Origin of the sequence: Mesorhizobium sp. WSM3860, assembly GCF_002294995.1 — a bacterium.
Taxonomy (GTDB): Bacteria; Pseudomonadota; Alphaproteobacteria; order Rhizobiales; family Rhizobiaceae; genus Mesorhizobium.
The window spans coordinates 214,245-237,877 of sequence record NZ_NSGF01000006.1; the positions used below are offsets into that span (position 1 = coordinate 214,245).

A 23,633-nucleotide genomic window follows, 5' to 3' on the forward strand; every position below is an offset into this window, starting at 1 on the left:
GTCCTCGTTAACGATGGTCCTGGTTATGGCCGCACATCGCCTCTCTCGGCGATGATTTTGGGATAGGGACCGATCGCTATCTCATAGCTGAAGTCCGCTACGCCTTTCTCCTGCTTGTGTGTCGAGGGGCTGCGCACAATCCAGTCGAAGATGCCTGAGACCTTGCAGCGATCGTTGGCGCAGCTGACCACAATGCTGTCATTGCGGACGTTGTATCCGCGTTCAGGCCATCGCTGGTAATAGCTCCTCTTGTCCTCCATGATCGAACTTAGGTTCGTCAACTTGCCATGATAGTCCACCATGGGAGCGTAGGACGCCTGAGCCTGAGCTAGAGCGAAATCGTTGTTATCGCCATGATGCTCGATGAGGTCCCTGACGAAGGCGACCGCAACGCTTTCCGGCTGTTGCCTGGCGTCGGGCGCAGGAGCGGATACGGACGCAGGATCTGGCGTCGTTGACACCTGCAATGCATCTGCTGGCGACTGGTTCGCTGCGGCATTGGTCACACGCAACTCTGCCATTTCGCTGGCCGACAGGTACCGTATGTCATGCTTGTCATAGCTCGAAGCCAATTCCATCAGCTTGGGATCCGCTCCCATCTCGACCACATAGGATATGATTGCGGCCGTGCCGAACTGGAAACGGGCCTCCGCGTCTTCATTTGACATCCCGTCAGCCGGTTTGAGGGACGGCCGATGAACGCCGATGGAACCTGGTTCGGCAACGCGGTGGACGCCGCCCAGGAAGGCCAGTGAGCAGGCTGAAGCGCACTGCAATTGGCGAAGCTGAAGAGTATCCAACCCTGCCGCGCGGATTATTCGCCCCAAGCGGATCGCACTGCCGACGTTGCCGCCGGGGGAGTTGAATACGACCACCCTGGCCCTGCTGCTCGCAACCGCGTTGGTAAAGGCGTTCAGGGGTTCATTGGCGCCAAATTCACCGGATACAACAAGCATTGGCTGCTGGCCCGGAGAGGAAACCGAAGTGTACTCTAGGGCCTCAACGTGACATGTCGCTGCCGCGACAGCCGACCCAACCGCCAGAACCAGAGAAACTACGCGCACAACCTGACAGAGCCCCAACCTGCCTCTTGCGACTAAGAACCTGTTGACGGGCTATTTCAAGGGCATTGGACGCGAAAAAGCGGGATTGTCCTCGAGCCTTGCTTGCGCCGCCAGGAGTTGATGGCTCCGGTCCTTCCTTGCCAAGGCTTCGGAGGACACCCCTTGCTCTGACGACCTTAGGGCGGCCTGCCGCCCGAAGCTCGCCAGAGCGAAGGGTGGTGCGGATGAAGGGACTCGAACCCCCACGCCTTTCGGCACTGGAACCTAAATCCAGGGCGTCTACCAATTCCGCCACATCCGCGTTCCCCGGCAATCCCATGTAGCCATCATTCTGTCAATGTCGGGGTCCAAGTCGCCGTCATTCTCGTAAGCGCGAAGATGGTTGAAAATTAGCCTAGCCTGTGACAAAAGGCGTGTCGAATGTGACGGGACGCGACTATCCGCTTCTGCCGAATGCAAGAAGAAGTAGGAAAAACAAAGACTTCTTCACATTTTGGAAGCGCAGTTCAGGAGGGTTTGAGCCGCATTGGCGGTCAAATCACCAGGTTCCGTACCAAAAGCCATTTCCGGCAAGATTATACCGGCAGGCTGTGAACGGCTAAGGACCGTTTGGCAGCCTCATTGGTGAAAACAAAGGTTTTAGGATGCAGGTCACCGAAACGCTCAACTCCGGTCTCAAGCGCGAGATCAAGATCACCGTGCCGGCCGGTGACATGGAAGCCAAGCTGATGGCGCGGCTGAACGACGCTCGCGGCAAGGTGCGGATCAACGGTTTCCGCCCGGGCAAGGTGCCGGTGCAGCACCTGCGCAAGATGTACGGCAAGTCGTTCATGGCCGAGGTTGTCAACGAGATCCTTAACGACTCGACCCGCTCGATCATCTCGGGGCGCGGCGAAAAGGCCGCCATGCAACCTGAAGTCATCATGACCGAGGACGAGAAGGAGGCCGAGAAGATCCTGGCCGGCGGTGCCGATTTCGAGTTCCGCCTCAATTACGAGGTCATCCCGGCCATCGAGGTCAAGGATTTCTCCGACATCAAGGTGACGCGTCAGGTTTACGACGTGCCGGAATCGGAAGTCGACGACCAGGTGAAGCGGGTCGCCGAATCGGCTCGCAGCTACGAGCCCAAGGAGGGCAAGGCCGCCGAAGGCGATCGCGTGAGCATCGATTATGTCGGCAAGATCGGTGGCGAGGCTTTCGCCGGCGGCGCCGGCACCGACCAGCCGCTGGTGCTGGGCTCGAAAGAGTTCATTCCGGGCTTCGAGGACCAGCTGGTCGGCACCAAGGCGGGCGATGAGAAGCAGGTCACCGTGACCTTCCCGGAGAACTACCAGGCGGCGCATCTGGCCGGCAAGGAAGCCACCTTCGACGTCACCGTCAAGGAAGTGGCGAAGCCCGGCGCGCTCGATATCAATGACGAGACGGCCAAGAACCTTGGCCTGGAATCGCTGGAGCGCCTGCGCGAGATCGTGCGCGGCCAGATCGAGAACCAGTTCGGTTCGATGACCCGCCAGAAGGTGAAGCGCCAGCTGCTCGACCAGCTTGATGCCGCCTATTCCTTCGAGGCGCCGTCGAAGCTCGTCGAGGCCGAGTTCAACAACATTTGGGCGCAGGTCAACCGCGACCTCGAAGCCGCCGGCCGCACCTTCGCCGACGAGGAGACGACGGAAGAGGAGGCGCGCGCCGAATATATGCGCCTGGCCGAACGTCGCGTGCGTCTCGGCCTGGTTCTTGCCGAGATCGGCGAGAAGGCCGGGGTCACCGTGTCGGACGATGAACTGCAGCGCGGCCTGTTTGAGCAGGTTCGCCGCTTCCCGGCCAACCAGCAGCAGGAAGCTTTCGAGTTCTACCGCAGCAACCCCGAGGCGATTAATTCGCTCCGCGCGCCGATGTTCGAGGAAAAGGTCGTCGACTATTTGCTGGGCCAGATTTCGGTCGAGGACCTGAAGGTCAGCAAGGAAGAGCTGATGGCGGATGACGAGGAGGCTGAGACCGCCACCAAGGCGAAGCCGGCGAAGAAGGCTTCCTCCAAGAAAGCCGAGGCCAAAGCAGGCGAAGCAGCCGGTGAGGAGGAGGAGCCCAAGAAGAAGGCCGCCCCGAAGAAGAAGGCCGCCAAGGACGCCGAGTAAAACCGGCGATCAGCTGATTTCGAAAGGCCGCCCACGAGGCGGCCTTTTTCGTTCATGTTCTCTGTTGTTGCTGTGGGGCAACACAACCCGCTTCAGATGAATGCACGCTGCTGGCGATACCGAACATTGATGATTATCTGCGCGGTATCACATTGCGCAGGGTCGTTTGGAGGCATCGGTGGGTGTGGCATTCAAGATGAGGAGCGTGGTCGTTAGCGCGGCGCTCTTGCTTGCCGCAGCCGGTGTGGCAGAGGCCGGACCCGATCTCGGCAACTGGCGCGTCGACGCCGGGAGCGACGGCCAGGTGACCGCGTCGCTTTACGCCACCAACAAGCTGATCACCGGCGGCGGCGCGCTGGGCTACAGTCCGGTGCTGACACTGGCCTGCCGGCCGGACGGCGAACCGCGCTGGAGCGAATGGCTGGAGCTCAACGACTCTGTCTCCGCCAGCCGCAGGATCACCATGTCGGTCATGGTCGACGGCAGCGGCAAGTTAGATGAAAGCTGGTCTGTCGGCCCACGCGGCAAAATGCTGGTCAGGGACGGAGCCGATGGCATCAAGCGGCTGGTTTCGGCGAGCCGGCTGTTGCTGTCATGGCGCTTCGGCCTGCTGTCGGGACGCGGCGAGGCCGATTTCGAACTCGCCGGACTGTCCGAGGCGATCGGACAAATGGCTGCAAGCTGCAATACCGATCCGCCGTGACTCTCAGCAGACGGCCTAAAGCGCGTCGCGTGAAACGGACTGAGGCGACGCGCGTAGGTCCTTGTTTCGATGCATGTCGTTCTACCAAAACCGCTGCGCAACTTTGGGCTACATGCACCTTCGCGGAAACCGGCGTTTCTACCCATCGGCTCGATACCGTGGTATGTAGATGCCGCAATTCCACTGGAAGGACCACGGATATTCCGCTCTACCGGGCAGGCCGCGCCAGCGCAGCTGGCGTGGTGCGGATCGTCCGGCGCAAACGACGATCGATCAGGGAGGAATGCCATGCGCGCGATCGTACTTTTCATCGCCTCGTCGGCCACGATCTTCATTGCAAGCCCATCGCCGGCGCAGGATGCCGCCGCAGGCGAGAAGGTCTTCACCAAATGCAAGGTCTGCCACATTGCCGACCAGGACCAGAACAAGGTCGGCCCGTCTCTGCAGGGCGTCATCGGGCGCACCGCGGGCACGCATCCCGGTTTCACTTATTCCCCGGCCATGATCGAGGCCGGAAAATCCGGCATGAAATGGGATGAGCCCACGCTGGCAAAGTATCTTCAGGACCCCAGGGGGATGGTCAAAGGGGCGAAGATGGCGTTTCCCGGCCTCAAGAACGATCAGGACGTAGCCAACGTCATCGCTTACCTGAAACAGTTTTCCAAGTAAGCGGGCCCTTCCAGGCCCTGTCGGTGGCGCCGGCTCGCCTCGACCGAAGGCGGCCGGCAATTACGCCGCTGAAGTGTGGCCGCCGGCGCCGTCATGCAGGCAGCGCAAAGAATCCCAGCACCAACAGAATGGCTATGCCAAGGCCGAGTATGAGAAGCGTTCGCGTGTCCATGACGTTCGCCTTCGATCGGGCGCATGTCCCCGAAAATCGGGAAAGGATCACGGGCCAATCAAAGTGATCCAGCGTTCTTTGCGCGCCCCGTAGGGCGCTGCGCCGTAGCTGTATAAGAATACCGCAAAAAAACCTCTGGAACCAGCGTGCAGCTCTGGCCGGCCACCGCACCCTCGTCCCAATGAAAAGAGACAAATCGGGCGCAATGGAGTATGTTGGGTGCCGGTGCAGGTCGCGGTTTTGCGTGGCCAGCCATGCAGAGCGTAGCACCGCGAATCCGCGACCTTGCCGGACCCTGGTCTGGAGGAATGGTCATGGCAAGCTTTCACGTCATTGCAGGCGCTAGCGAAACGCTCGAGCATACCAGAGTGAGAAAGATCGGCCTTTCCGATCTTTTCGACGCTCTCAGGCGCGGTGTCGACGATTTCATGGTGAAACCCTCGCACATCGTGTTTCTGTGCATGATCTATCCGCTCGTCGGCGTGGTGCTTGCTACCTGGACATCGGGAGCGAACGCGCTGCCACTGCTCTTTCCGCTGGTGTCCGGTTTTGCGCTGATCGGCCCATTCGCGGCGATCGGTCTTTACGAGATCAGCCGCAGACGGGAAGCCGGGCTCGATGCATCCTGGCGCCATGCCTTCGAGGTCAGGAACTCCCCGGCGCTGCCGGCCATCGCCGCGGTCGGCATCATGCTGTTCGCGATCTTCATCGCGTGGCTTTTGACCGCCAAACTCTTCTACGAGCAACTGTTCGGTCCCGCGCCCCCGGCATCGCTGTCCAGCTTCATCGCTGAGATATTCGCCACCGGCCGCGGTTGGACCCTGATCGTGCTGGGTCACGCCATCGGATTCGTATTCGCCGTGGTCGTGTTGTGCACCACCGTGGTGGCTTTCCCGCTGCTGCTTGATCGCGATGTCGGCGCCTACGAAGCCATTCACACTTCCGTACGCGTAGTGCTGGCGAACCCCATCGTAATGGCCGTCTGGGGACTTATCGTCGCCGTTGGGCTGATCGTCGGTTCGCTGCCGGTGTTCGCGGGGCTGGCGGTTGTGCTGCCAATCCTCGGCCATGCCACCTGGCACGTGTATCGCAAGGTCGTAGAGGCGCCGGCCGCCCCAAGACCGGCGAACTAGCAAACCCTGTCAGGAGCACGGGCGGGAGTGCCGGTGCTCTCACAGGGCCGGGTGGCTGAAGCGTGCCCGTCGCGCGCCTGTGGTCAGGTCGCGGAAATCCTTGCCGCTGACATGCACAAGGGTCTTGTGGTCGCCGCCCTCGAAATAGATTTCGGCGGCATCGCCGAGGCTTTCGTCCAAAATGACCGGCACGTCATAGGCCGCGCCGATCGGCGGTACGGCGCCGATATCGCAATCATCGAAGAGCGATACCACCTCGTCTTCGGAAGCGAGCCCGAGGCGCTTGTCCATGACGTCCTGGAGCTTGGCGAGTTCGATCCTGTGGGTGCTTGGGACCACGGCCAGCGCATAGCCGAGCTCGTGGTGAACAACCACGGACTTGGCCATCATGCTGCCGGGCACGTGGGCGGCAATGGCGGCCTGCCTGCTGGTTGCAGTCCGATGATGCGCGACGGTGTCGTACGGGATTCCCTTGCCGTCTATGAAATTCCTCAGTCTGTTTGCTATCGTCATTTTCCGCGTCCTTTGCTTGAGTTTACGACGCATATCAAAACGAAGCCGCCGGCCGGTTGTTTCGAGGCACCGGCCATTTCGGGCTGATCAGGCGGCGGATTGATCCGAACCGCGCGTCAGGGGCCGGGCCCGAAAAACGCGATACGGGTCAGCAGCGTATAGTCGGCCTCGAAGACCATCATCATTACGAAGACCAGCACCAATATCGGCGGCAGGATGATCGCATACATCATCGCCAACCGCTCCCAGGCCATGTGCATGAAGACGGCCACGATCAGTCCTGCCTTGAGCATCATGAAGATCAGGATCAGCGACCATCTGAGATAGCCGTGGAGGCCGAAATAGTCGACCAAATAGGAGCAGGCGCTGAGTAGGAACAGCCACACCCAGACCACCAGATAGAGTTTGATCGGGTGTTCCTGATGCGTGTCCGACTTGGCGGCGGTCGCCGCATCGTGGCTGGAGTGCAGTGCCTGTTGTCCGAGACCGTTTGCGGTTGCTTCAGCCATTTCGTCCTCTCAACAGAGCCTGCCTCTCACCAAAGATAGAAGAAAGCGAAGATGAACACCCAGACCAGGTCGACGAAATGCCAGTAGAGTCCCATGATCTCGACATTCTCGTAGTGGCCTCGGCGACTGGTGAAAAAACCTGGGCGCCCGGTGTCGAAATCGCCACGCCAGACTTTTCGCGCCACGATGATCAGGAAGATGACCCCGATCGTGACGTGCGTGCCGTGGAAGCCGGTGATCATGAAAAAGCACGAGCCGAATTGCGCGGCACCCCAGGGATTGCCCCAGGGCCGCACTCCTTCAGTGATCAGCTTGGTCCACTCGAAGGCTTGCATGCCGACGAAGGTCGCCCCCAGCGCGGCGGTCAAAAGCATCAGGATCGCGGTTTTGCGGCGATCGCGGCGGTAGCCGAAATTGACCGCCATGGCCATGGTGCCGCTGCTCGAGATCAGCACGAAGGTCATGATGGCGATCAGGATCAGCGGGACCTCCGACCCGCCGATGTGCAGCGCGAAAACCTTGCTTGGGTTGGGCCACGGCACGCGTGTCGACATGCGGGCGGTCATGTAGGAGAGCAGGAAGCAGCCGAAGATGAAGGTGTCGCTGAGCAGGAAGATCCACATCATGGCCTTGCCCCAGGACACGTTCTTGAACGCGCGCTGATCCGAGGCCCAGTCGGCGGCGATCCCGCGCCAGCCCTCCGGGCGATCCAACTGGCTGGTATGTGTCAGTGTCGTCTCGGCCATCGCCAGTCTCCTAGGTCAGCAGCCGTTGGCAAATGCTCACGAATGTCGCCGCCCAGCCGGCCAGAACGGCCAAGATGCCGAGCCAGACGAAAAGCAGGAAATGCCAGTACATCGCGCAGAGCTCGATACCGAGGCGAAGCCGCTCCGGCCGCGCTCCGTTCCATGCGCCGGTGCTCGTCCTGCCTAGGCCGACCAGCCCGCCCAATATGTGCAGGCCATGCATTGCGGTGATCAGATAGAAGAAGCTGTTGGCCGGGTTGGAGTCCAGCAGGTAGCCGTCATCGGTCAGCTGCCGCCAGGCCATCAACTGGCCGATCAGGAAGGCGAGGGCGGTCAGTCCGGCCGTCGCAAGGCCGAGCCTGACCATGTCCGTCTGGCCTCTGCGCGCCGCGATCACGGCGCATTGCAGCGCGACGCTGCTCAGCACCAGCACGCCGGTGTTCAGCCAAAGCAGGCGCGGCAGCGGCAGAGGCCGCCAGTCCGGCAGACCCATGCGCATGAAATAGGCGCTGGTGAACAGCGAAAACAGACAGCCGACGACGGCGAGGAAGACGCCAAGGCCGATCTTGGCGGTGGGCAGGGCCGACCGCTCGAGGCCGACGAGGTCCCCGGCCAGGCCTTGCTCGAGCCACGGCTTCGCCGTCAGCCGCTGGTGGGAAAGCCACCATCCGGCAAAGCCGGCGATCACGAGCAGGAATACCAGGATGACGCTCATGCCGGTTCTCTCGTCGGCCTGAAGTCGCCCGGCACGTTCTGCGGGATGAAATCCTCCTTCGCGCCCGGCACGCTGTAGTCATAGGCCCAGCGATAGACGATCGGCAGCTCCTTGCCGAAATTGCCGTGCGCCGGCGGGGTCTGCGGCGTCTGCCATTCGAGCGTCGTCGCTCGCCACGGGTTGCCGCCGGCCTCGCGGCCATGGCGGATGCTCCAGATCAGGTTGAACAGGAACACCATCTGGGCGAACCCGACGAGGAAGGCGATGATGCTGATGAACGAGTTCAGATGATGGGCCGACTCCGTCATGATCGTCATGTCGGTCAGTTCGGCGTAGCGGCGTGGCACACCAATCAGGCCGATATAGTGCATGGGGAAGAAGATCAGGTAGGCGCCGAGGAAGGTGACCCAGAAGTGAAACTGGCCGAGCGTCTCGTCCAGCATCCGTCCGGTGACCTTCGGATACCAGTGATAGATCGCGCCGAAGATCACCAGGATCGGCGCGACACCCATCACCATGTGGAAATGGGCAACGACGAACATCGTGTCCGATAGGGGAACGTCGACAACGACATTGCCGAGGAACAGCCCCGTCAAACCGCCATTGACGAAGGTGACGATGAAGGCGAGCGCGAAAAGCATCGGTATGGAGAGGTGGATGTCGCCGCGCCACAGCGTCAGCACCCAGTTATAGACCTTGATGGCTGTCGGAACGGCTATGATCAACGTCGTGGTGGCGAAGAAGAAGCCGAAATAGGGATGCATGCCGCTGACATACATGTGGTGTGCCCAGACCACGAAGCTCAGGGCGCCGATGGCGATGATCGCCCAGACCATCATGCGGTAGCCGAAGATGTTCTTGCGCGCGTGCGTGCTGATCAGGTCGGACACGATGCCGAAGGCCGGCAGGGCCACGATGTAGACTTCCGGATGGCCGAAGAACCAGAACAGATGCTGAAACAGGATCGGGCTGCCGCCACTGTGCTGCAGCTGCTGGCCCATCTCGACGATCGCCGGCATGAAGAAGGAGGTGCCGAGCAGGCGGTCGAGCAGCATCATGACACAGGCGACAAACAGGGCCGGAAAGGCAAGCAGCGCCATCACCGTGGCCGTGAAGATGCCCCAGACGGTGAGCGGCAGGCGCATCAACGTCATGCCGCGGGTGCGGCCCTGCAGCACCGTCACGACATAGTTCAGGCCACCCATGGTGAAGCCGATGATGAACAGGATGAGGGACGAAAGCATCAGGATGATGCCCCAGTCATTGCCGCCCGGTGTCCCGGTCATGATCGCCTGCGGCGGGTAGAGCGTCCAGCCGGCGCCGGTCGGTCCGCCCGGCGCAAAGAAGCTCGACACCAGGACGAGCACAGCCAGCAGATAGACCCAGTAGCTCAGCATGTTGACATAGGGAAAGACCATGTCGCGGGCGCCGACCATCAGCGGAATGAGATAGTTGCCGAAGCCGCCGAGGAAGAGCGCGGTGAGCAGGTAGATCACCATGATCATGCCGTGCATGGTGATGAACTGGTAATAGGCCTCCGGAGTGATGAAATCGAACGTGCCGGGGAAGCCGAGCTGCAGGCGCATCAGCCAGGACAGGACCAGCGCTACAAGGCCGATCGCCGTTGCCGTTGCCGAATACTGGATCGCTATGACCTTGGCGTCCTGCGAGAAGACGTATTTCGTCCACCAGCTGTGCGGATGGTAGAGTTCCATTTCCCCGACTTCGGCGGGGGGAACGGCATCTGCGGGTGTGACGTCGACCATGGGAGCACCTCCCCTGTTCAGCGGGCCTCGACAGTTTCGACTTTTGCCGCGACGTCCAAAGCGGACGCCATCGTGTTTCCTGGCAGCGGGTTCGCCGAGCCCGTTTGCTGAGGCGCCGACAGTTGCGCAAAAGTCTGCTGCTGCCCGAGCCAGGCCAGATAATCCTGCTCGGTGTCGACCATCACCATGCCATGCATCAGCGGATGTCCCTGGCCGCAGAGCTCGGCGCACAGGACCTGGAAGGTTCCGGTCCTTGTTGGAGTGAACCAGAAATAGGTGACCGATCCCGGGATCATGTCCATCTTGGCGCGGAATTCCGGGATGTAGAAATCATGCAATACGTCGATAGAACGCAGCAGCATCTTGACCGGTTTGTCGACCGGCAAGTGCAGGTCCGCCGCCTCGACCACGACGTCGTCCTGGCCGTTGGGATCCTTGGGGGCGATGCCTAACGGGTTCTCAGCGGTTACTTCACGGGTGTCCGAAGTGCCGAGCTTGCCGTCCTTGCCCGGCAGGCGATAGCTCCACTGCCATTGCTGGGCGACGACCTCGATTTCGGTCGCATCGCTCGGCACGTTGACGAAGCGGCTCCAGACGAACAGGCCGGGAACCAGCAAGGCGGTGACGCCGATCGCGGTGACGATCGTCAGCCACGATTCGAGACGCTTGTTCTCCGGTTCGTATACCGCGCGATTGCCTTCCCGATGGCGGAAACGGAAAACGCAATAGGCCATAAAGAGGACGACCGCGGAAAAGACGACGCCGGTGATCCAGAAGCTGATGGTGATGGTGTGGTCGATATAGTCCCAATTCGAGGCAATCGGCGTCCACCACCATGGGCTCAGGAAGTGGAACAACACCGAGCCCACGACGATCAAAACGAGTACAAGCGCGATGGCCATGTCCCGTCCTCCGGTATTTCATGGGAGCGCGAAGCATCCAACGCCAATACCAAGCCGCATCATGCTCGATTTCCGGTTGAAATTCCAGAGCCGACTAGCCGATGTGCAAAACGTTGCTGCGCGCCCGGGCCTTTTTGGGCGCCGGAGGCCTTGGCAGCAGCAGGCTTTCGTCGAGGCATTGCCCTTAGAGCCGATGTGCAGAGGACCAAATGGCCGGCTTGATGCCGCAGGCGGGTAGATCAACTAGTTCATTTTAGGCGTTCGGACGGCTGCCCCGGCCTTTTGCCGGCGAGATTTGACCGCCTCCAGAAGTTCGCGCTCGCTGGTGTGAGCATTTCGAAAAATGGCCACAACCAATACCGCTAAAATTTCGGCGTCCGGGTCCAAAGGATCGAGCTGTTCATCCGCGCAGACCTGATTGAACACGCGTTCGCAAACAGCCAGATCGAGAGGGCTAAGGCAGGTGCGATTGAAACGCCGACGCAGCATTTGAGCGAACCTTTCAGCGCCCGCCGCCCGTGCTTTGCGGCGGGCCTTATCACCGAGGCTTGAAAGATGTTGTCCACAGCTTTCTGGTAACGTTACTCCATAACCGGCGATTGCGTTGTCAATAATCCCAAAATCTGTGCGCAGTCCCGGGATCTATATTGCCCAACCCGCATCAGCTGATAATAATCTTGTCGTTTGTTTTCGGGTATACGGAAGCCGCGTCGAAAGTCAGCCGCTTCTTTTGGGGCCCGAGTGCAGCCAAGTTTGCTGGCGCTGACTTTCAAACTCGCCAGTGAGCATCCGAGCTTTGCCGCAATGTCTTTCAATGGTTCGTTATTGACGTATCCATCAAGAATTATCTTGCGGCGAGCTTCTCCTTTGACCTTTTCATTCATTTCCTGGTCTCCTCAACGTCGCTTTCACGATGTCGGAATCTATAGGCGCCGGTCTGAAGTGTGTCGTTAGCCTCGTATCCAGAAACTTATCTCCGGATGCATTTCTTATTGTAACCCAGCGTGATCGAGGATGCGGTCGACAGGCTTGCCAGACACCCGGGATACACCACATGATTGCGGGGGCATGGGCATACCGGAATCGGATATGGCACCACGCGCGATGGACGCTAAGGAGCAAGACGAGGCGCATACCGGGCCGGCGCCGGAGCGTGAACGACGTCGTTGGCCTCGCGACGTTCAACCCGACAACGAGGCGGCTCCGCCAATCGCGCCGGCACTGGAACCCCTGTCCTTTTCAACGCTCGAACTGGCACCAAAGGATCAATTCCCCGCTTGGCAAGCGCATGTGGCACCGCTTGTCGAGGTCAGGTTGCCGGACAACAAATCGCTGGACGACGGCTTCCCGGCCGCCCACACGGCATGGAATCTTGGCGGCATGCTGATCGTTCAACAGCGGACGCCGGCGCACAGTTATATCCGTTCCGCCGCAAAGCTTCGGTCCAGCTCGGTCGATCATTGGTATGTCGTCTTGCCACAGACTGGCCGGTCGTGGACGGAGGTCAATCGCCGTGTCGCGGAGGGCCAGCCGGGCAGACTTGAGATCAGGTCGCTGGGCTACCCGTTTCGCGGGAGAATGACGGAATCCGAAAGTCTCGTTCTCTATTTGCCGCGTGATTTGTTCGCCGACGCGGCGGCAACCCTCGACGCAAACAACAATTCAATTCTTTCCGGCAATCTTGCTAACCTTTTGATCGACTATGTCGACGGCATCGTAACAAGACTGCGCAGTCTCACGAAGGACGACTTGCCTCGCATCGTACACGCGACGCGCAGCATGATCATTGCGTGCCTCGCGCCGCCGGCCGAACAAGCCGCTGCGGCCGAACAACTGGCGAGTGTCGCGCTGATGGAGCGGGCGCGTCGATACGTCCAAAACAATCTGGACGCGGCTCATCTGACGCCGGATTCAATGTGCCGGGCACTCGGCGTTTCGCGATCTCGTCTTTATCAGCTGTTCGAACCGAGCGGTGGGGTGCTCCATTACATTCAAAGTCGCCGACTTTTGGCAGCCCATTTAGCGCTCAGTGATCCCGCGGACAGCCGGCGCATTGTTCAAATTGCGGAGGCCTTCGGGTTCAATTCAGCGGCAAATTTCAGCCGAGCATTCAGCAAGGAGTTCGGTTACAGCCCCCGCGAAGGGCGCAGGACGACGGTGTTGCCGCGCCCCGCCAACTCTGGTTCGCTTGGCGAGCACGAGAAGGCCTCCTCCTTTGAAGGATGGCTCAAGGCGCTTGGAAGCTGAGCATAGCATCGGCGGCGGTTGAAATCGGCGACGTCTCATCAGAATGCCGCCCGGAGTGATACTGGGAGCCGGGCGGCAATCCCTGCCGGGCAAGGGACCCATGGCTGCTAGCACCCAAATGGCAAAAGCCTTGGGCGAGAGATGCCGCGCCGATCGAGATATGTACGCCCGGACAAGTATTTGGATGCGCAGCTAACGACAACGCGGCCATATTCGTAGATGTTCGCGATGACTTGGCGGGGGGCTCGGCACAGGCGGCAGGTTTCCAAGTTGGGGGGAATATCGCACCGCCTGTGCCGACCGCGCCGCCGCAATCCGTCAAGCGTAAGCGAGTTAGCGTGCCAAGGCCGAGGCGGCCGGCTGGTGTTCATTCCGTCGCGAAATGGCTTACTGGGGGTCGATGGTTTAGTGGGGGGCTCGGCGCAGGCGGCAGATGTCCAAGTTGGGGGGACATCGGATCGCCCTGTGCCGCTCGCGCTGCCGCTATCCGTCAAAGGTGGTGGCGTATTGAGTAGGCGTGCCAATGGCCGGGGGGCGGCTGGCCGGTGTTCATTCCGTCGCAGAATGGCTTAGTGGGGGCTCGGCGCAGGCGGCAGGTGTCCAAGTGGAGACCGGATCGCCTGTGCCGCTCGCGCCACCGCTATCCGGCAAAGATGGTGGCGTAGTTGAGTAAGCGTGACAAGGTCGACGACGAACGGCTGGAGTTTATTCCGCCGCAGATGCCAACTCTTGTCGAGCGGCCGCCCGAAGACGAGGGGTGGGTCCACGAGGCCAAGTTCGACGGCTACCGCACGCAAATCATCATCGATAGGGGCGGCGCGCGCATTTACAGCAAGAACGGGCGTGACTGGACGACAAAATACTGGCCCATCGCGCTAGCGGCCGACCTGCCATGCCGGGCTGCCATTCTCGACGGCGAGGTGATTGTCTCAGGCGAGCGGGGCACGCCCGATTCTCCTGCGCTGGAAGCCGCGATCTGGAACGAGCCGAGCCGGCTGGTGTTCGTCGCTTTCGACATCCTCCATCTCGACGGTCGCAATCTTATCCCCTTGCCCTTGCTGCAGCGCAAGCAAGCGCTGTGGCGACTGGTTGAGCCTGGCCTCGGCAAGATCCAATACAGCGAGCATTTTGAGGGCGACGCGCTCGCGATCTTTCGCGCCACCGAGAAAACAGAACTCGATGGCGTCATCTCGAAACGCGCCGATAGCCCCTACAAGAGCGGACCGTCGAAAACGTGGCTGAAAACCAGATTTTTGAGAAAGCCGATTTCGAAACACTAGGTGTGTGATCGAGCCGAGGTCGCGAACTCCGCTCTGTCCTGTGGGTCGCAATATTTCGGATCACGTCTGGCGCGACGCTGATTATCTGTCGATTCCCGATTCATTAACAATCAATGAACGTCCATTGTGGAATAACCTGCCGCCAATCACAGCGCAGCATCCAATGCAATATGCGGCGCTTGTTGAAACAGCGAGTTGAAAGTTTGCCAAGCTTGTTACTTATGCTATTTCTAAACTGGGGGACGCTAATTTTCACCGCCTACGGAGGTGGCTTTTGCGTTCAGAGGCATCAGGCGTCAGCGCGCAGAACGAGGAGTCTTCCTCGAGCGATGTTTCACGTGCCGATGAAGCGCTTCTCGCTAATCTTTTGGCAAATACGACCGAACTTTTGTCGTTCTATGATGGCGACTTCCGCCTAACTCACTACGCCGCCGCGCTCAAACGCCTGTACGGAGGTGCGGTGGTGCTCGGCGCCGCCATTTGGGAGATCTACCCAAGCTTCCTCGACACGAGGTGTCGCGACGAATTTCTTCGGGTGTTCCAGGGCGGCTCTGCAGCAAGCATTGACCTGCCGCGATCATCGGGCGAAGCGCCCCGGTCCGTTTTCGTCTTCGGCACTGCAGATGGTGTGGGAATCATCGAATCACGGGAGCAGGGGGAGCGCAGCGCGGCGCAGGAGCAGGAGCATATGATTCTGCTCCATCAGGCGACGCACGACGTGCTGACCGGACTGCAGAATCGGCGGCGATTCGGCGAGCGGCTGCAGCAGGCGCTGGCGGCCATCGGCGGATCTCAGCCAAAAGCCGCCCTGCTGCAAATCGATCTTGACGATTTCAAAGCGGTCAACGACACGCTCGGCCATGGGGCAGGCGACACGCTTCTGCAACTCGCAGCAGGTCGAATCCGCGACGCCTTGCAGGACGGCGAATCTGCGTACCGGTATGCCGGCGACGAGTTCGCCGTCATCCAATTGGGCAAGGAGCAGCCCGCGGAAGCCGAGCGCCTCGCCGGATCGCTGGTCAACGCGTTCAAGGACCCGTTCGTCATCAACGGCATTCCCGTCTTCGTCGGTTCAAGTATCGGAATTGCTTTCGGGCCGGAGCACGGGACCGATGGCGAGCAGCTGATGAAAGCGGCCGACATTGCTCTTTACGCAGCCAAGACGGATGGTCGCGGCTGCGCTCGAACGTTCAATCGCTCGATGCTGTTGTTGCTCGAGCAACGCGAAAATCTGAGACGCAGCCTTCGAACCGCGCTGGAGCGGGGCGAGCTTTATCTGGACTATCAGCCGCTCATCAGGCCTCCCTCGTCGGTGATTGGTTTCGAAGCGCTGCTGCGGTGGCGGCACCCCGAAATCGGGGTCATTCCGCCCGGCGTGTTCATTCCGATCGCCGAAGCCGACGGTCTGATGGACGAGATTGGACGATGGGTGCTCGAGCAAGCCTGTCGCCAGGCATTGGCGTGGCCTTCCGCGCTGACAGTGGCAGTCAACCTGTCGCCGGCTCAGTTCCTGAGCGGTTCGCTGACAGACACGGTCGCTCAGATCATCGACGCAGTTGGAATCCGGGCTGAAAGGCTTGAACTCGAGATAACCGAAACGGTTCTTCTTGAGAAGACTATCGACAATATCGATACATTAAATACTTTGAACGTCTTGGGAATACGAATTTCGCTCGACGATTTTGGAACGTACTATTCATCCTTGAGCTACCTTAAGAATTTTCCGTTCGACACCTTGAAGATAGATCAATACTTCATCGCGGACCTGGAGACAGATCTGAAGAGCCAAACGATCGTGCGATCGATCATAAGTCTGGCGCACGGCCTGGGAATAAGCGTCACCGCGGAGGGGGTCGAAACGTCGGGGCAGGCACGGTGGCTGATCAAGGAGAATTGCGATTACCTGCAAGGCAATTTCGTGGGACGGCCACTCGGAGCCGAGGCAACCAGCGAATTCATCAGGCGGTCGCCGCCGAAGGGGGTGGGAGCGATGGAGGAATCAAATCGGGCGCGCTAGCGCCTTGCACCGTTTGTAAATCGGACAGCTGTAAAACGATCGGGGCTAGATACCGCGCAATGCGGGACTGGCTCATCAGGAGGCGGTCAAATTTCCGTCCCGGAGCTCAAAGCGTCACCCGGGCTCAAATACGGATGGAATAGGAGAGGATGCGGATGGGATCTGTTCTTCATGACCCGGCTGGCGAACCGACTTTTGAGCCGATGATCCAGATCGACATGGAAATCAAGACCTTTGTCTCCGCTTGGAAACACTGCGATTATGTTTCGACGTACATCGCCCGGATGATCAGTCAAAACAGATCAGATTCGGTCCGGCATTCGAATCTCTTTTCCTCTGCCTTCAACGAATTGCTGGAAGTCGCCTTTCGTACCCGCCACGCCGACGGCGAACTGGCATGCAGGGTGTCTCGCCATGGCGCGACGGACAGGATCGAGCTGACATTTCCCTGTATGCCGGAGGAGCGCCAATTCTACCAAGAAGCCGCTTCGCAAGTCGCGGGATTCGAGGCCAGGGAACGATATCTCAATTCTGTGTCTGGGGATCTGGCGCCCAGCCGGGAGGTGGTACTGCTGGAGCTGGCTGTCGACTACGACGCGACACTCAGGGTCGAGGAAGCCGACGGCGATGCGATCACGCTTGTCATGGATCTTCCGCTTGAGGGCCTGCAACATTGAGCCCTTACAACCTGCACCCGCGCTTCAAGACGCAATACGATGCGAACAACCAGGAGTTCTCCATATCTGGGGTGATCCGGCCTCAGGCGATCGATGAGCTTGGGCCTAGCCTGGCATTGCTTCGCGATGCGATCGGCCGAGTACGCGGCGTTCTCTACGTCAATGTCAGACGCTTGGCGCAGATGAACAACGCTGCATTTCACGCTTTTTCGAGGATCATCCTCGATGCCTGTCGCGCTCGACCCGATCTCAAATTTGTTGTGATCACGTCAAGCGTCGTCGGATGGACCTCGCGAAAATTCGGTCGGCTGAGCGGAATCGAACCGAACATCACGGTCGAGGAGTATGACAGCGAATTCTATCCAGGGCAGGGCTTCCTCGAGGAAGGCGGGTTCGTTCCAATTCTGCGCACGCAGACAAAGATGACCTGGCGCCACGAGCGTGCAATCTTGCCGCGACACGGCATGAGACCCGGGGTCGTTATGGCCGACATCTGTTGCGGGATCGGGGATTTCGCCGTGCTCGTGCAGAAAGAGTTCCAGCCTTCGCGGATCGTCGCCCTCGACCACTCCATATCAAGCCTGGACTACGCCCGACGAGTGATGCGGGAGTTCGATATCCGGGGCATCGAATATACTTATGGCGATGCGTCGGAAATGCTGCTCGACGAGGCGCAGTTCGACTTGGTCACCTGCCGACATTCGCTTCAAATCTTCAATCGACCGGAACTCATCCTCAAGGAGCTCTACCGCATATGCAAGCCAGGCGGGCGGGTCTACATCACCAACGAGAAGAATTCGCATTGCCTCGGCGAGCCGCGCGCTGAAAGCATCCGTTGGACATACAATGAAGTGGCGAAGCTGTTCGCGCATTTCGAGATGGACGTCGAACTCGGGCCCAAGAGTCGGCGATATCTGATTGAAGCCGGATTCGACGACATACGTGTCGAGACCTTCACGGTCACCAACCTGGACGGAGATCCGCAGGACTTCGCCGATGTCATTGTAGCCTGGGCCGATGTCTATGCCGGCGAGATGGCCACCAAACGCGGCGATGGGCCGGAGTTCGTTGCACGGTTCCGGCAGGGCTTCCAGGATCACATATTCGCTGCGCTACACCCCAAGGGTTATGCGGGTTGGCCAATCTGGGTCGCATCGGGGCGAAGGCCGCAATGAAAGCCGACGATCAGCCTACACCGCGCTTTGGCCTGCGCTCCTTCCGAGCGAAATTCGTCTTGGTCGTTGGCGGCGCCGTGCTGTTCGACCTCTTGCTGAGCGGTGGCCTGGCGCTCTGGAACGTTCAAAAGCTGTCGCGCGACGCGGCGTCGGAAGTCGGTGAGGGCCTGACCACCGCAAACGAGGAATACATTCGCTCTTATGCCGACTCGACGGCGTTAAGCGTCGACCTCCTGCTCGATCGAGTTCATGGGGACGTGAAGGCGCTGGCCGGCGTTCTGCAGGCCCAGATCGACGATCCGAGCCGGCAGCGACAGGTCGGAGCAACCCTTTCGCATGAAGCACCCGCCTCCGTGAAAGTCGTCTATGACGCGCAGGGCGATTGGGCGCAGAACCTGCCGGGCGCGCCTTCCGTGATTAGCGTCTGGGGCTACCTGCTGGGCGCCGACCATACGCCGCTGCCGAGCGTTGAGCGGGAAATCGAAGACAGTACCGTTCTGGATCTCGTCGCGCCGACCCTTATGGCCAGCGGATCGCCAAAACTGCAGATGTACTATATTGGTCCGAAGGAACGGCCGATCTTCAGGACGGTACCGTATACGGACCAGGCACAGACCTTCGACCGACTCTATCCGGGCCACAACAAGGCGGAGTTCTGGGAGTTCTTCTTTCCGGGGATCTATGGGTCATGGCAGCAATGGACGAGGGATCCAGCCTCACGTCCAGTCGCCGACGACATCACTCAGACAGCGCCTTACACCGATGCGATCACGGGAAAGCTGATCGTCAGTTTTTTCCACCCGCTGCGGACGCGCGAGCGTACCGGTATCGCCGGTGTAGCGGGTGCAGACATCACTCTCGATCAGCTCGCTGAAGTCGTCGAGCGCGTCAAGATTGCCGAAACCGGGTTCGGCTTCCTCACCATGTCGACCGGCAATGTAGTGGCGATCAATCCATCGGGCGAGGCGATCATCGGCCTGACTTCGTCCAACGATGCAGGCACGCAGGGCGTCACCGGTCTGGAGAGGTCCCTGCGGGGAAGCACGCAGCCGGCCATCGCGTCGCTGCCGCTCGACCAGAACAATGACGGTGTCATTCAGCATATCACGCTCGACAACAAGGGCGAACGCGTACCCTACATAGTTGTCCTCAAGAGATTGAAGCCGACCAATCTGTGGAGTTCGGGACCGATCAAGTCCGAAACGATGTCGGTCGGAATCGTCGTTCCCGAACGCGAAATCTATGCGTCTCTGTTCGCCGCGCAGAAGAGTATTTCCCGCGCGACCAATCGTATCCTGCTCTTTCAGATCGCCGCCATCGTCGTTTCGCTTCTGATCGTTTTTGCGGCAGTGCTCGGCATCTCGAAGCGAATCACGGCCGGTCTCAGGGCGCTTGCCAGCGCCGCCCAGAGGCTACAGTCCAAAGACTATTCCGTCCGCGTTCGCGTTCCAACGCGCGACGAGGTTGGAGCGGTTGGGGTCGCCTTCAACCGAATGGCCGAGCAGATCAGCTTCCACACGGAAAACCTCGAGCAACTCGTCGACGAACGAACCAGGGAGCTCGGTGACGCAAATCAGGAGATTTCCGCGCTCAACGAAAAACTGCGGGACGAGAACGTCCGTCTCGGCGCCGAACTCGCGGTTGCCAGGCAAATCCAGATGATGGTCCTGCCGAAACCATTCGAGCTCGAAGCTATTCCGGGGCTGGAGATCGCAGCGTACATGCGGCCGGCCGACGAGGTCGGCGGGGACTACTACGACGTCCTGCAGAACGGATCACGGGTCAAGATCGGCATCGGCGACGTGACCGGTCATGGTCTCGAGAGCGGCGTGCTGATGCTGATGGTCCAATCCGTTGCACGCGCGCTGCAGGAGGCCAACGAAGGAGATCCGCACCAGTTTCTGGTTCGTCTGAACAGAGCGATCTACAAGAACATCGAGCGGACGAACACCGACAAGCATCTCTCGCTAGCCTTTCTTGACTTTGAGGATGGGCGGGTAACGCTATCCGGCCAGCATGAGGACATTCTCGTCGTGCGTGCGGATGGGGACGTCGAACGTATCGATACGCTGGATCTGGGTCTGCCGGTTGGCCTGGAAAACGACATCTCGCAGTTCGTCGACACGCGAGACATCGTGTTCGGGAGCGGCGACGTAATCGTGTTGCACACCGACGGTGTGACCGAGGCGGAAGATGAAGACAGAAGACTGTTCGGATTCGATCGCCTCTGCAAGAGCGTGCAAAAGCGTCATGGCAGGAGCGCCGAGGACATCAAGACCGGAATTATCGAGGATTTGATGGCCCATATCGGAATCCAGAAGATCCACGACGACATCACACTCGTGATCATAAGGCATACGTAGGATGACAGCGCTGTTCGGTACTCCTGACATTGCAATCGGGATGAAGGGGAGTGTCAGTCGCGTGCGGCTGTTCGACGGACCTCTCGACTTGAGCTGGCGTCATTGCGCCACGACCTCGGACTTCATTGCCGATCTTTTCGCGTTGCGCTTTCAGTCGTCCCGCAATGACTACATGGAGGTGCGGCACAGCATCGGATATCTGGTCAACGAACTCATCGAAAACGCCGTCAAGTTCCGCGCACCAGGCGAGATCGTGGTTGAGGCGTCGATGGATTCGGAGTGCTTCAAGCTCAAGGTGTCGAATGACGTCCTAGGTGAAATCGCGTCCGAGTTTCAAAGCCTCCTGGCGGACATCACGGTTGGCGACCCAAAGGACCTGCTGATACAGCGGATTGAGGCGAATGCCGCGAACCCCGATGTGGGGAGCTCCGGGCTTGGATTGCTGACGTTGATGAGCGACTATGGCGCACGCTTGGCCTGGATATTCAGCCCCGCCGATGAAAACGACCGTATTTGCCTGGAAACATATGCCTCCATTCCGATCTCGCAAACTCACAACTAGATGAAACGAAGCCAGATATGGAAATCAAGACAGACGACTACCGCGTGTGGACTGAGGGAAGCGATATCTTTTTCGACGGTGCAATGCGGCTTGCCAGTTCTGAGGCGGGTGCGCCGATCACGGCTTTGGCGACCAGTGTTCTTGCCTCAAACCCCGCTTCCATCACACTCAATTTGAAGGACCTTCACTTTCTCAACTCGTCCGGCATCAACCTGCTGGCGAAATTTACCATCGAGGTGCGCAAGCATCCCGATGTTCGACTTGTCGTGCGCGGAACGCCCGACATACCCTGGCAATCGAAATCATTGCCGAACCTGAAGAAGCTGCATCCCGCTCTGGTGCTTTTGATGAACTGACCTGCTTGTCCGAACGGTCAATGCGTCTCGATCGAGCCATTGCCAGCGACGTGCCCGCCCGTCCGACGATTCCTGATCGGTATCCAGCTGATATTCGGGACTGTCAGATCAGCAGCAGGCCCTTCATCGAGGCATTGCCCTTGCGGCCGATGATGATGTGGTCATGAACGGCGATCCCGAGCGGCTTGGCCGTCTCGATGATCTGCTTGGTCATGTCGATGTCGGCGCGCGAGGGCGTCGGGTCGCCGGACGGATGGTTGTGCACCAGAATGATCGCGCTGGCGGAAAGCTCGAGCGCGCGCTTGACCACTTCGCGCGGATAGACCGGCGTATGGTCGACCGTGCCGGTCTGCTGCACCTCGTCGGCGATCAGCCCGTTCTTCTTGTCGAGGAAGAGGATGCGGAACTGCTCGCGGGCTTCGAAGGCCATGGCCGAGCGGCAATAATCGAGAAGCTGCGTCCAGTTGGACAGCACCTCGCGGCCGCGCACTTCGCCGCGCGCCATGCGCTGCGCCGTTGCGGCGATGACCTTGAGATCCGTCGCCACCATCGGCCCAATGCCTTTCACTTCCTCGAGCCGGGACGCCGGCGCGCCGAGCACTTCGGCAAGCGAACCAAAGCGGGCGATCAGCGCCTTGGCGATCGGCTTGGTGTCGACGCGCGGGATCAGCCGGAAGAGAAGCAGCTCGAGCAGTTCATAGTCGGGCAGGGCGTCCGGACCGCCGGCCAAGAAGCGTTCGCGCAGACGATCGCGATGGCCGTGGTAGTGCGGCTTCTCCGCTTCCACGGTCTTTTTTTGTGGCTTCTGCGGTGGTTCGATCCAGGCTTCCGAAAAGAACGCCCGCTCGTCTTCGACTTTCCCCATGGCCCGCCCGCATCGCTGATCGAAAAGAAGACCTTTGTCAGACACTAGAGCATGATTCTGAAACGCGAAACGGTTCTCGATCATTTCAAGAAAGTAGCCGGGAGCGTTGCTGAGACATACCAAGACGCCGTGACGATGTGGGCTGCATCGCATATTGGCGAGCGTTAAACATGAGCACCCTCGGCAGCCTGCTTCTTCACTGTTCTTGCTCCGCTGACGGAAACAGCGATGCCGAGTACGACAAGGGCGGTTCCGAGGATGTGGATCGGCGTGATGGTCTCGCCGAGAAGAAGAAACGAGAGCGCGAGTGCCGCGACCGGCAGCACTGCCATGAACACGCCAGCCTCTCCGCCGCTGGCGCGCGCGGCTCCTGAATACCAGAGCCAGAAGCCGATCACGGTGGGAAAAATGCTGACATAGACTGTCGCCAATAGGGCGGCAGGTGCTGCTGCAACGGTGCTAAACGCGACAAGGGCAGCGGCGAGCGGCAAGGTCAGCACCAGTGAAATGCTACTCATCAGCGCCGCGAGATAGAGCGGCGCCAGCGGCGTGCTGATTCTCTTGTTCAGGATCGCAAACAGTGCTTCGCCGGAAACAGCGAGGACCACCAGCAGGTTACCCGCTAGCAGTTTCAGATCGAGGCCAAAGCCCTTGGCAGAGGCGACATTGACAAGAAGTGCACCTGCCGTGACAGCGCCGACCGCGATCCAAAGCTGGGCGCCAAACCTCTCCTTCAAGGCCAACGTTGAAGGCCGTGGATGACGCTGGCATTTGCACTCGTGGTCAAGGTCAAGGCGAGGATTATTAGAATGCTATAGCCCGCGCTGCCCGCGGCCGCCTGAAGCGTTACAATCACATATTCCTTTGCCAAGAGCTGCGGCCGCGGCGTGCTTGTCAGGAAGACGAGTCCCCAGAGGATGGGCGTCGAAATCAGGAAACGCAGGGGAACGGCGAGGAAAGGGTGCATGCCGCCGGCAATGATTTTTGATGCCACCACGCCCGATCCGACCAGCGTCATGGCTATGGTCATGAGGGCGCCTGCAATGATGCGTTGCGAGTCCATGTGACTC

24 protein-coding genes and 1 tRNA gene are annotated in these 23,633 nt (G+C 59.9%); 12 read left to right on the top strand and 13 right to left on the bottom strand.

The features are described 5' to 3' along the window. Positions 1-23: 23 nt before the first annotated feature. Positions 24-956, bottom strand: coding sequence for a hypothetical protein (locus tag CK220_RS12955; RefSeq protein WP_095811894.1), 933 nt, complete (start codon positions 954-956; stop codon positions 24-26). A 324-nt stretch (positions 957-1,280) separates the two neighbouring features. Further along, positions 1,281-1,365, bottom strand: a tRNA-Leu gene (locus CK220_RS12960). 343 nt (positions 1,366-1,708) lie between these two features. Here CK220_RS12960 and tig point away from each other — a divergent pair. From tig to CK220_RS12980, 4 genes are all read left to right on the top strand, one after another. Then, positions 1,709-3,193 carry a trigger factor gene (gene tig, locus CK220_RS12965; protein ID WP_095811895.1) on the top strand — a complete coding sequence of 495 codons (1,485 nt, stop codon included), beginning with the start codon at positions 1,709-1,711 and terminating at the stop codon, positions 3,191-3,193. Positions 3,194-3,371: 178 nt separating this feature from the next. Beyond that, complete coding sequence (locus CK220_RS12970; RefSeq protein WP_245429157.1) at positions 3,372-3,896, top strand: hypothetical protein; 525 nt, start codon at positions 3,372-3,374, stop codon at positions 3,894-3,896. A gap of 288 nt (positions 3,897-4,184) precedes the next feature. Continuing rightward, positions 4,185-4,565: a cytochrome c family protein gene (locus CK220_RS12975; RefSeq protein WP_095811896.1), complete on the top strand. Its 381-nt coding sequence runs from the start codon at positions 4,185-4,187 to the stop codon at positions 4,563-4,565. 486 nt (positions 4,566-5,051) lie between these two features. Then, complete coding sequence (locus CK220_RS12980) at positions 5,052-5,870, top strand: DUF2189 domain-containing protein (RefSeq protein ID WP_095811973.1); 819 nt, start codon at positions 5,052-5,054, stop codon at positions 5,868-5,870. 39 nt (positions 5,871-5,909) lie between these two features. On the opposite strand, the gene CK220_RS12985 is transcribed toward CK220_RS12980, so the two are convergent. From CK220_RS12985 to CK220_RS31405, 8 genes are all read right to left on the bottom strand, one after another. Next, the gene (locus CK220_RS12985; protein WP_095811897.1) at positions 5,910-6,383 is read right to left on the bottom strand and encodes an aminoacyl-tRNA deacylase; all 474 of its coding nucleotides are present in this window, start codon (positions 6,381-6,383) and stop codon (positions 5,910-5,912) included. Positions 6,384-6,499: 116 nt separating this feature from the next. After that, complete coding sequence (locus CK220_RS12990) at positions 6,500-6,892, bottom strand: cytochrome C oxidase subunit IV family protein (protein ID WP_095811898.1); 393 nt, start codon at positions 6,890-6,892, stop codon at positions 6,500-6,502. Between the two features lie 26 nt (positions 6,893-6,918). Continuing rightward, positions 6,919-7,638, bottom strand: a complete 720-nt coding sequence (locus tag CK220_RS12995; protein ID WP_095811899.1) for a heme-copper oxidase subunit III family protein — start codon at positions 7,636-7,638, stop codon at positions 6,919-6,921. A gap of 10 nt (positions 7,639-7,648) precedes the next feature. After that, the gene (locus CK220_RS13000; protein ID WP_095811900.1) at positions 7,649-8,353 is read right to left on the bottom strand and encodes a cytochrome c oxidase subunit 3; all 705 of its coding nucleotides are present in this window, start codon (positions 8,351-8,353) and stop codon (positions 7,649-7,651) included. After that, entirely contained in the window at positions 8,350-10,119 is a 1,770-nt protein-coding gene (gene ctaD, locus CK220_RS13005) for a cytochrome c oxidase subunit I (protein ID WP_095811901.1), read from the bottom strand. The genes CK220_RS13000 and ctaD overlap by 4 nt, the downstream gene beginning before the upstream one ends. A 17-nt stretch (positions 10,120-10,136) precedes the next feature. Next, on the bottom strand, positions 10,137-11,021 hold the full coding sequence (locus CK220_RS13010; RefSeq protein WP_095811902.1) for a cytochrome c oxidase subunit II: 885 nt from the start codon (positions 11,019-11,021) through the stop codon (positions 10,137-10,139). 243 nt (positions 11,022-11,264) lie between these two features. After that, a complete protein-coding gene (locus CK220_RS31400; protein WP_141245132.1) occupies positions 11,265-11,510 on the bottom strand; it encodes a hypothetical protein in 246 nt (81 codons plus the stop codon). Between the two features lie 92 nt (positions 11,511-11,602). Further along, positions 11,603-11,905 carry a hypothetical protein gene (locus CK220_RS31405; RefSeq protein ID WP_141245133.1) on the bottom strand — a complete coding sequence of 101 codons (303 nt, stop codon included), beginning with the start codon at positions 11,903-11,905 and terminating at the stop codon, positions 11,603-11,605. A 205-nt stretch (positions 11,906-12,110) separates the two neighbouring features. Between CK220_RS31405 and CK220_RS13015 the strand changes: the two genes are divergently transcribed. The 8 genes from CK220_RS13015 to CK220_RS13050 all read left to right on the top strand — a co-directional run bounded on the left by CK220_RS13015 (position 12,111) and on the right by CK220_RS13050 (position 21,698). Further along, positions 12,111-13,268, top strand: a complete 1,158-nt coding sequence (locus tag CK220_RS13015; RefSeq protein WP_245429159.1) for an AraC family transcriptional regulator — start codon at positions 12,111-12,113, stop codon at positions 13,266-13,268. Between the two features lie 665 nt (positions 13,269-13,933). Then, complete coding sequence (locus tag CK220_RS13020) at positions 13,934-14,548, top strand: DNA ligase (RefSeq protein ID WP_095811903.1); 615 nt, start codon at positions 13,934-13,936, stop codon at positions 14,546-14,548. A gap of 367 nt (positions 14,549-14,915) precedes the next feature. Then, on the top strand, positions 14,916-16,565 hold the full coding sequence (locus CK220_RS13025) for a bifunctional diguanylate cyclase/phosphodiesterase (protein WP_095811975.1): 1,650 nt from the start codon (positions 14,916-14,918) through the stop codon (positions 16,563-16,565). A 155-nt stretch (positions 16,566-16,720) separates the two neighbouring features. After that, positions 16,721-17,242 (top strand): ubiquinone biosynthesis methyltransferase UbiE, encoded by a 522-nt coding sequence (locus CK220_RS13030; protein ID WP_095811904.1) that lies wholly within the window; start codon positions 16,721-16,723, stop codon positions 17,240-17,242. Continuing rightward, complete coding sequence (locus CK220_RS13035; protein ID WP_095811905.1) at positions 17,239-18,417, top strand: class I SAM-dependent methyltransferase; 1,179 nt, start codon at positions 17,239-17,241, stop codon at positions 18,415-18,417. The genes CK220_RS13030 and CK220_RS13035 overlap by 4 nt, the downstream gene beginning before the upstream one ends. Beyond that, on the top strand, positions 18,414-20,780 hold the full coding sequence (locus tag CK220_RS13040) for a SpoIIE family protein phosphatase (RefSeq protein ID WP_095811976.1): 2,367 nt from the start codon (positions 18,414-18,416) through the stop codon (positions 20,778-20,780). The genes CK220_RS13035 and CK220_RS13040 overlap by 4 nt, the downstream gene beginning before the upstream one ends. Position 20,781: 1 nt before the next feature. Further along, a complete protein-coding gene (locus CK220_RS13045) occupies positions 20,782-21,342 on the top strand; it encodes an ATP-binding protein (protein ID WP_176479074.1) in 561 nt (186 codons plus the stop codon). A 17-nt stretch (positions 21,343-21,359) separates the two neighbouring features. Continuing rightward, on the top strand, positions 21,360-21,698 hold the full coding sequence (locus CK220_RS13050) for a hypothetical protein (RefSeq protein ID WP_067000080.1): 339 nt from the start codon (positions 21,360-21,362) through the stop codon (positions 21,696-21,698). 103 nt (positions 21,699-21,801) lie between these two features. Here CK220_RS13050 and radC read toward each other — a convergent pair whose 3' ends face one another. The 3 genes from radC to CK220_RS13065 all read right to left on the bottom strand — a co-directional run bounded on the left by radC (position 21,802) and on the right by CK220_RS13065 (position 23,626). Continuing rightward, complete coding sequence (radC, locus tag CK220_RS13055; protein ID WP_095811906.1) at positions 21,802-22,563, bottom strand: DNA repair protein RadC; 762 nt, start codon at positions 22,561-22,563, stop codon at positions 21,802-21,804. A gap of 164 nt (positions 22,564-22,727) precedes the next feature. Then, a complete protein-coding gene (locus tag CK220_RS13060) occupies positions 22,728-23,306 on the bottom strand; it encodes a DMT family transporter (RefSeq protein ID WP_095811907.1) in 579 nt (192 codons plus the stop codon). Then, on the bottom strand, positions 23,297-23,626 hold the full coding sequence (locus tag CK220_RS13065; RefSeq protein WP_095811908.1) for an EamA family transporter: 330 nt from the start codon (positions 23,624-23,626) through the stop codon (positions 23,297-23,299). Before CK220_RS13065 ends, CK220_RS13060 begins: the two co-directional genes overlap by 10 nt. Positions 23,627-23,633 lie beyond the last annotated feature (7 nt).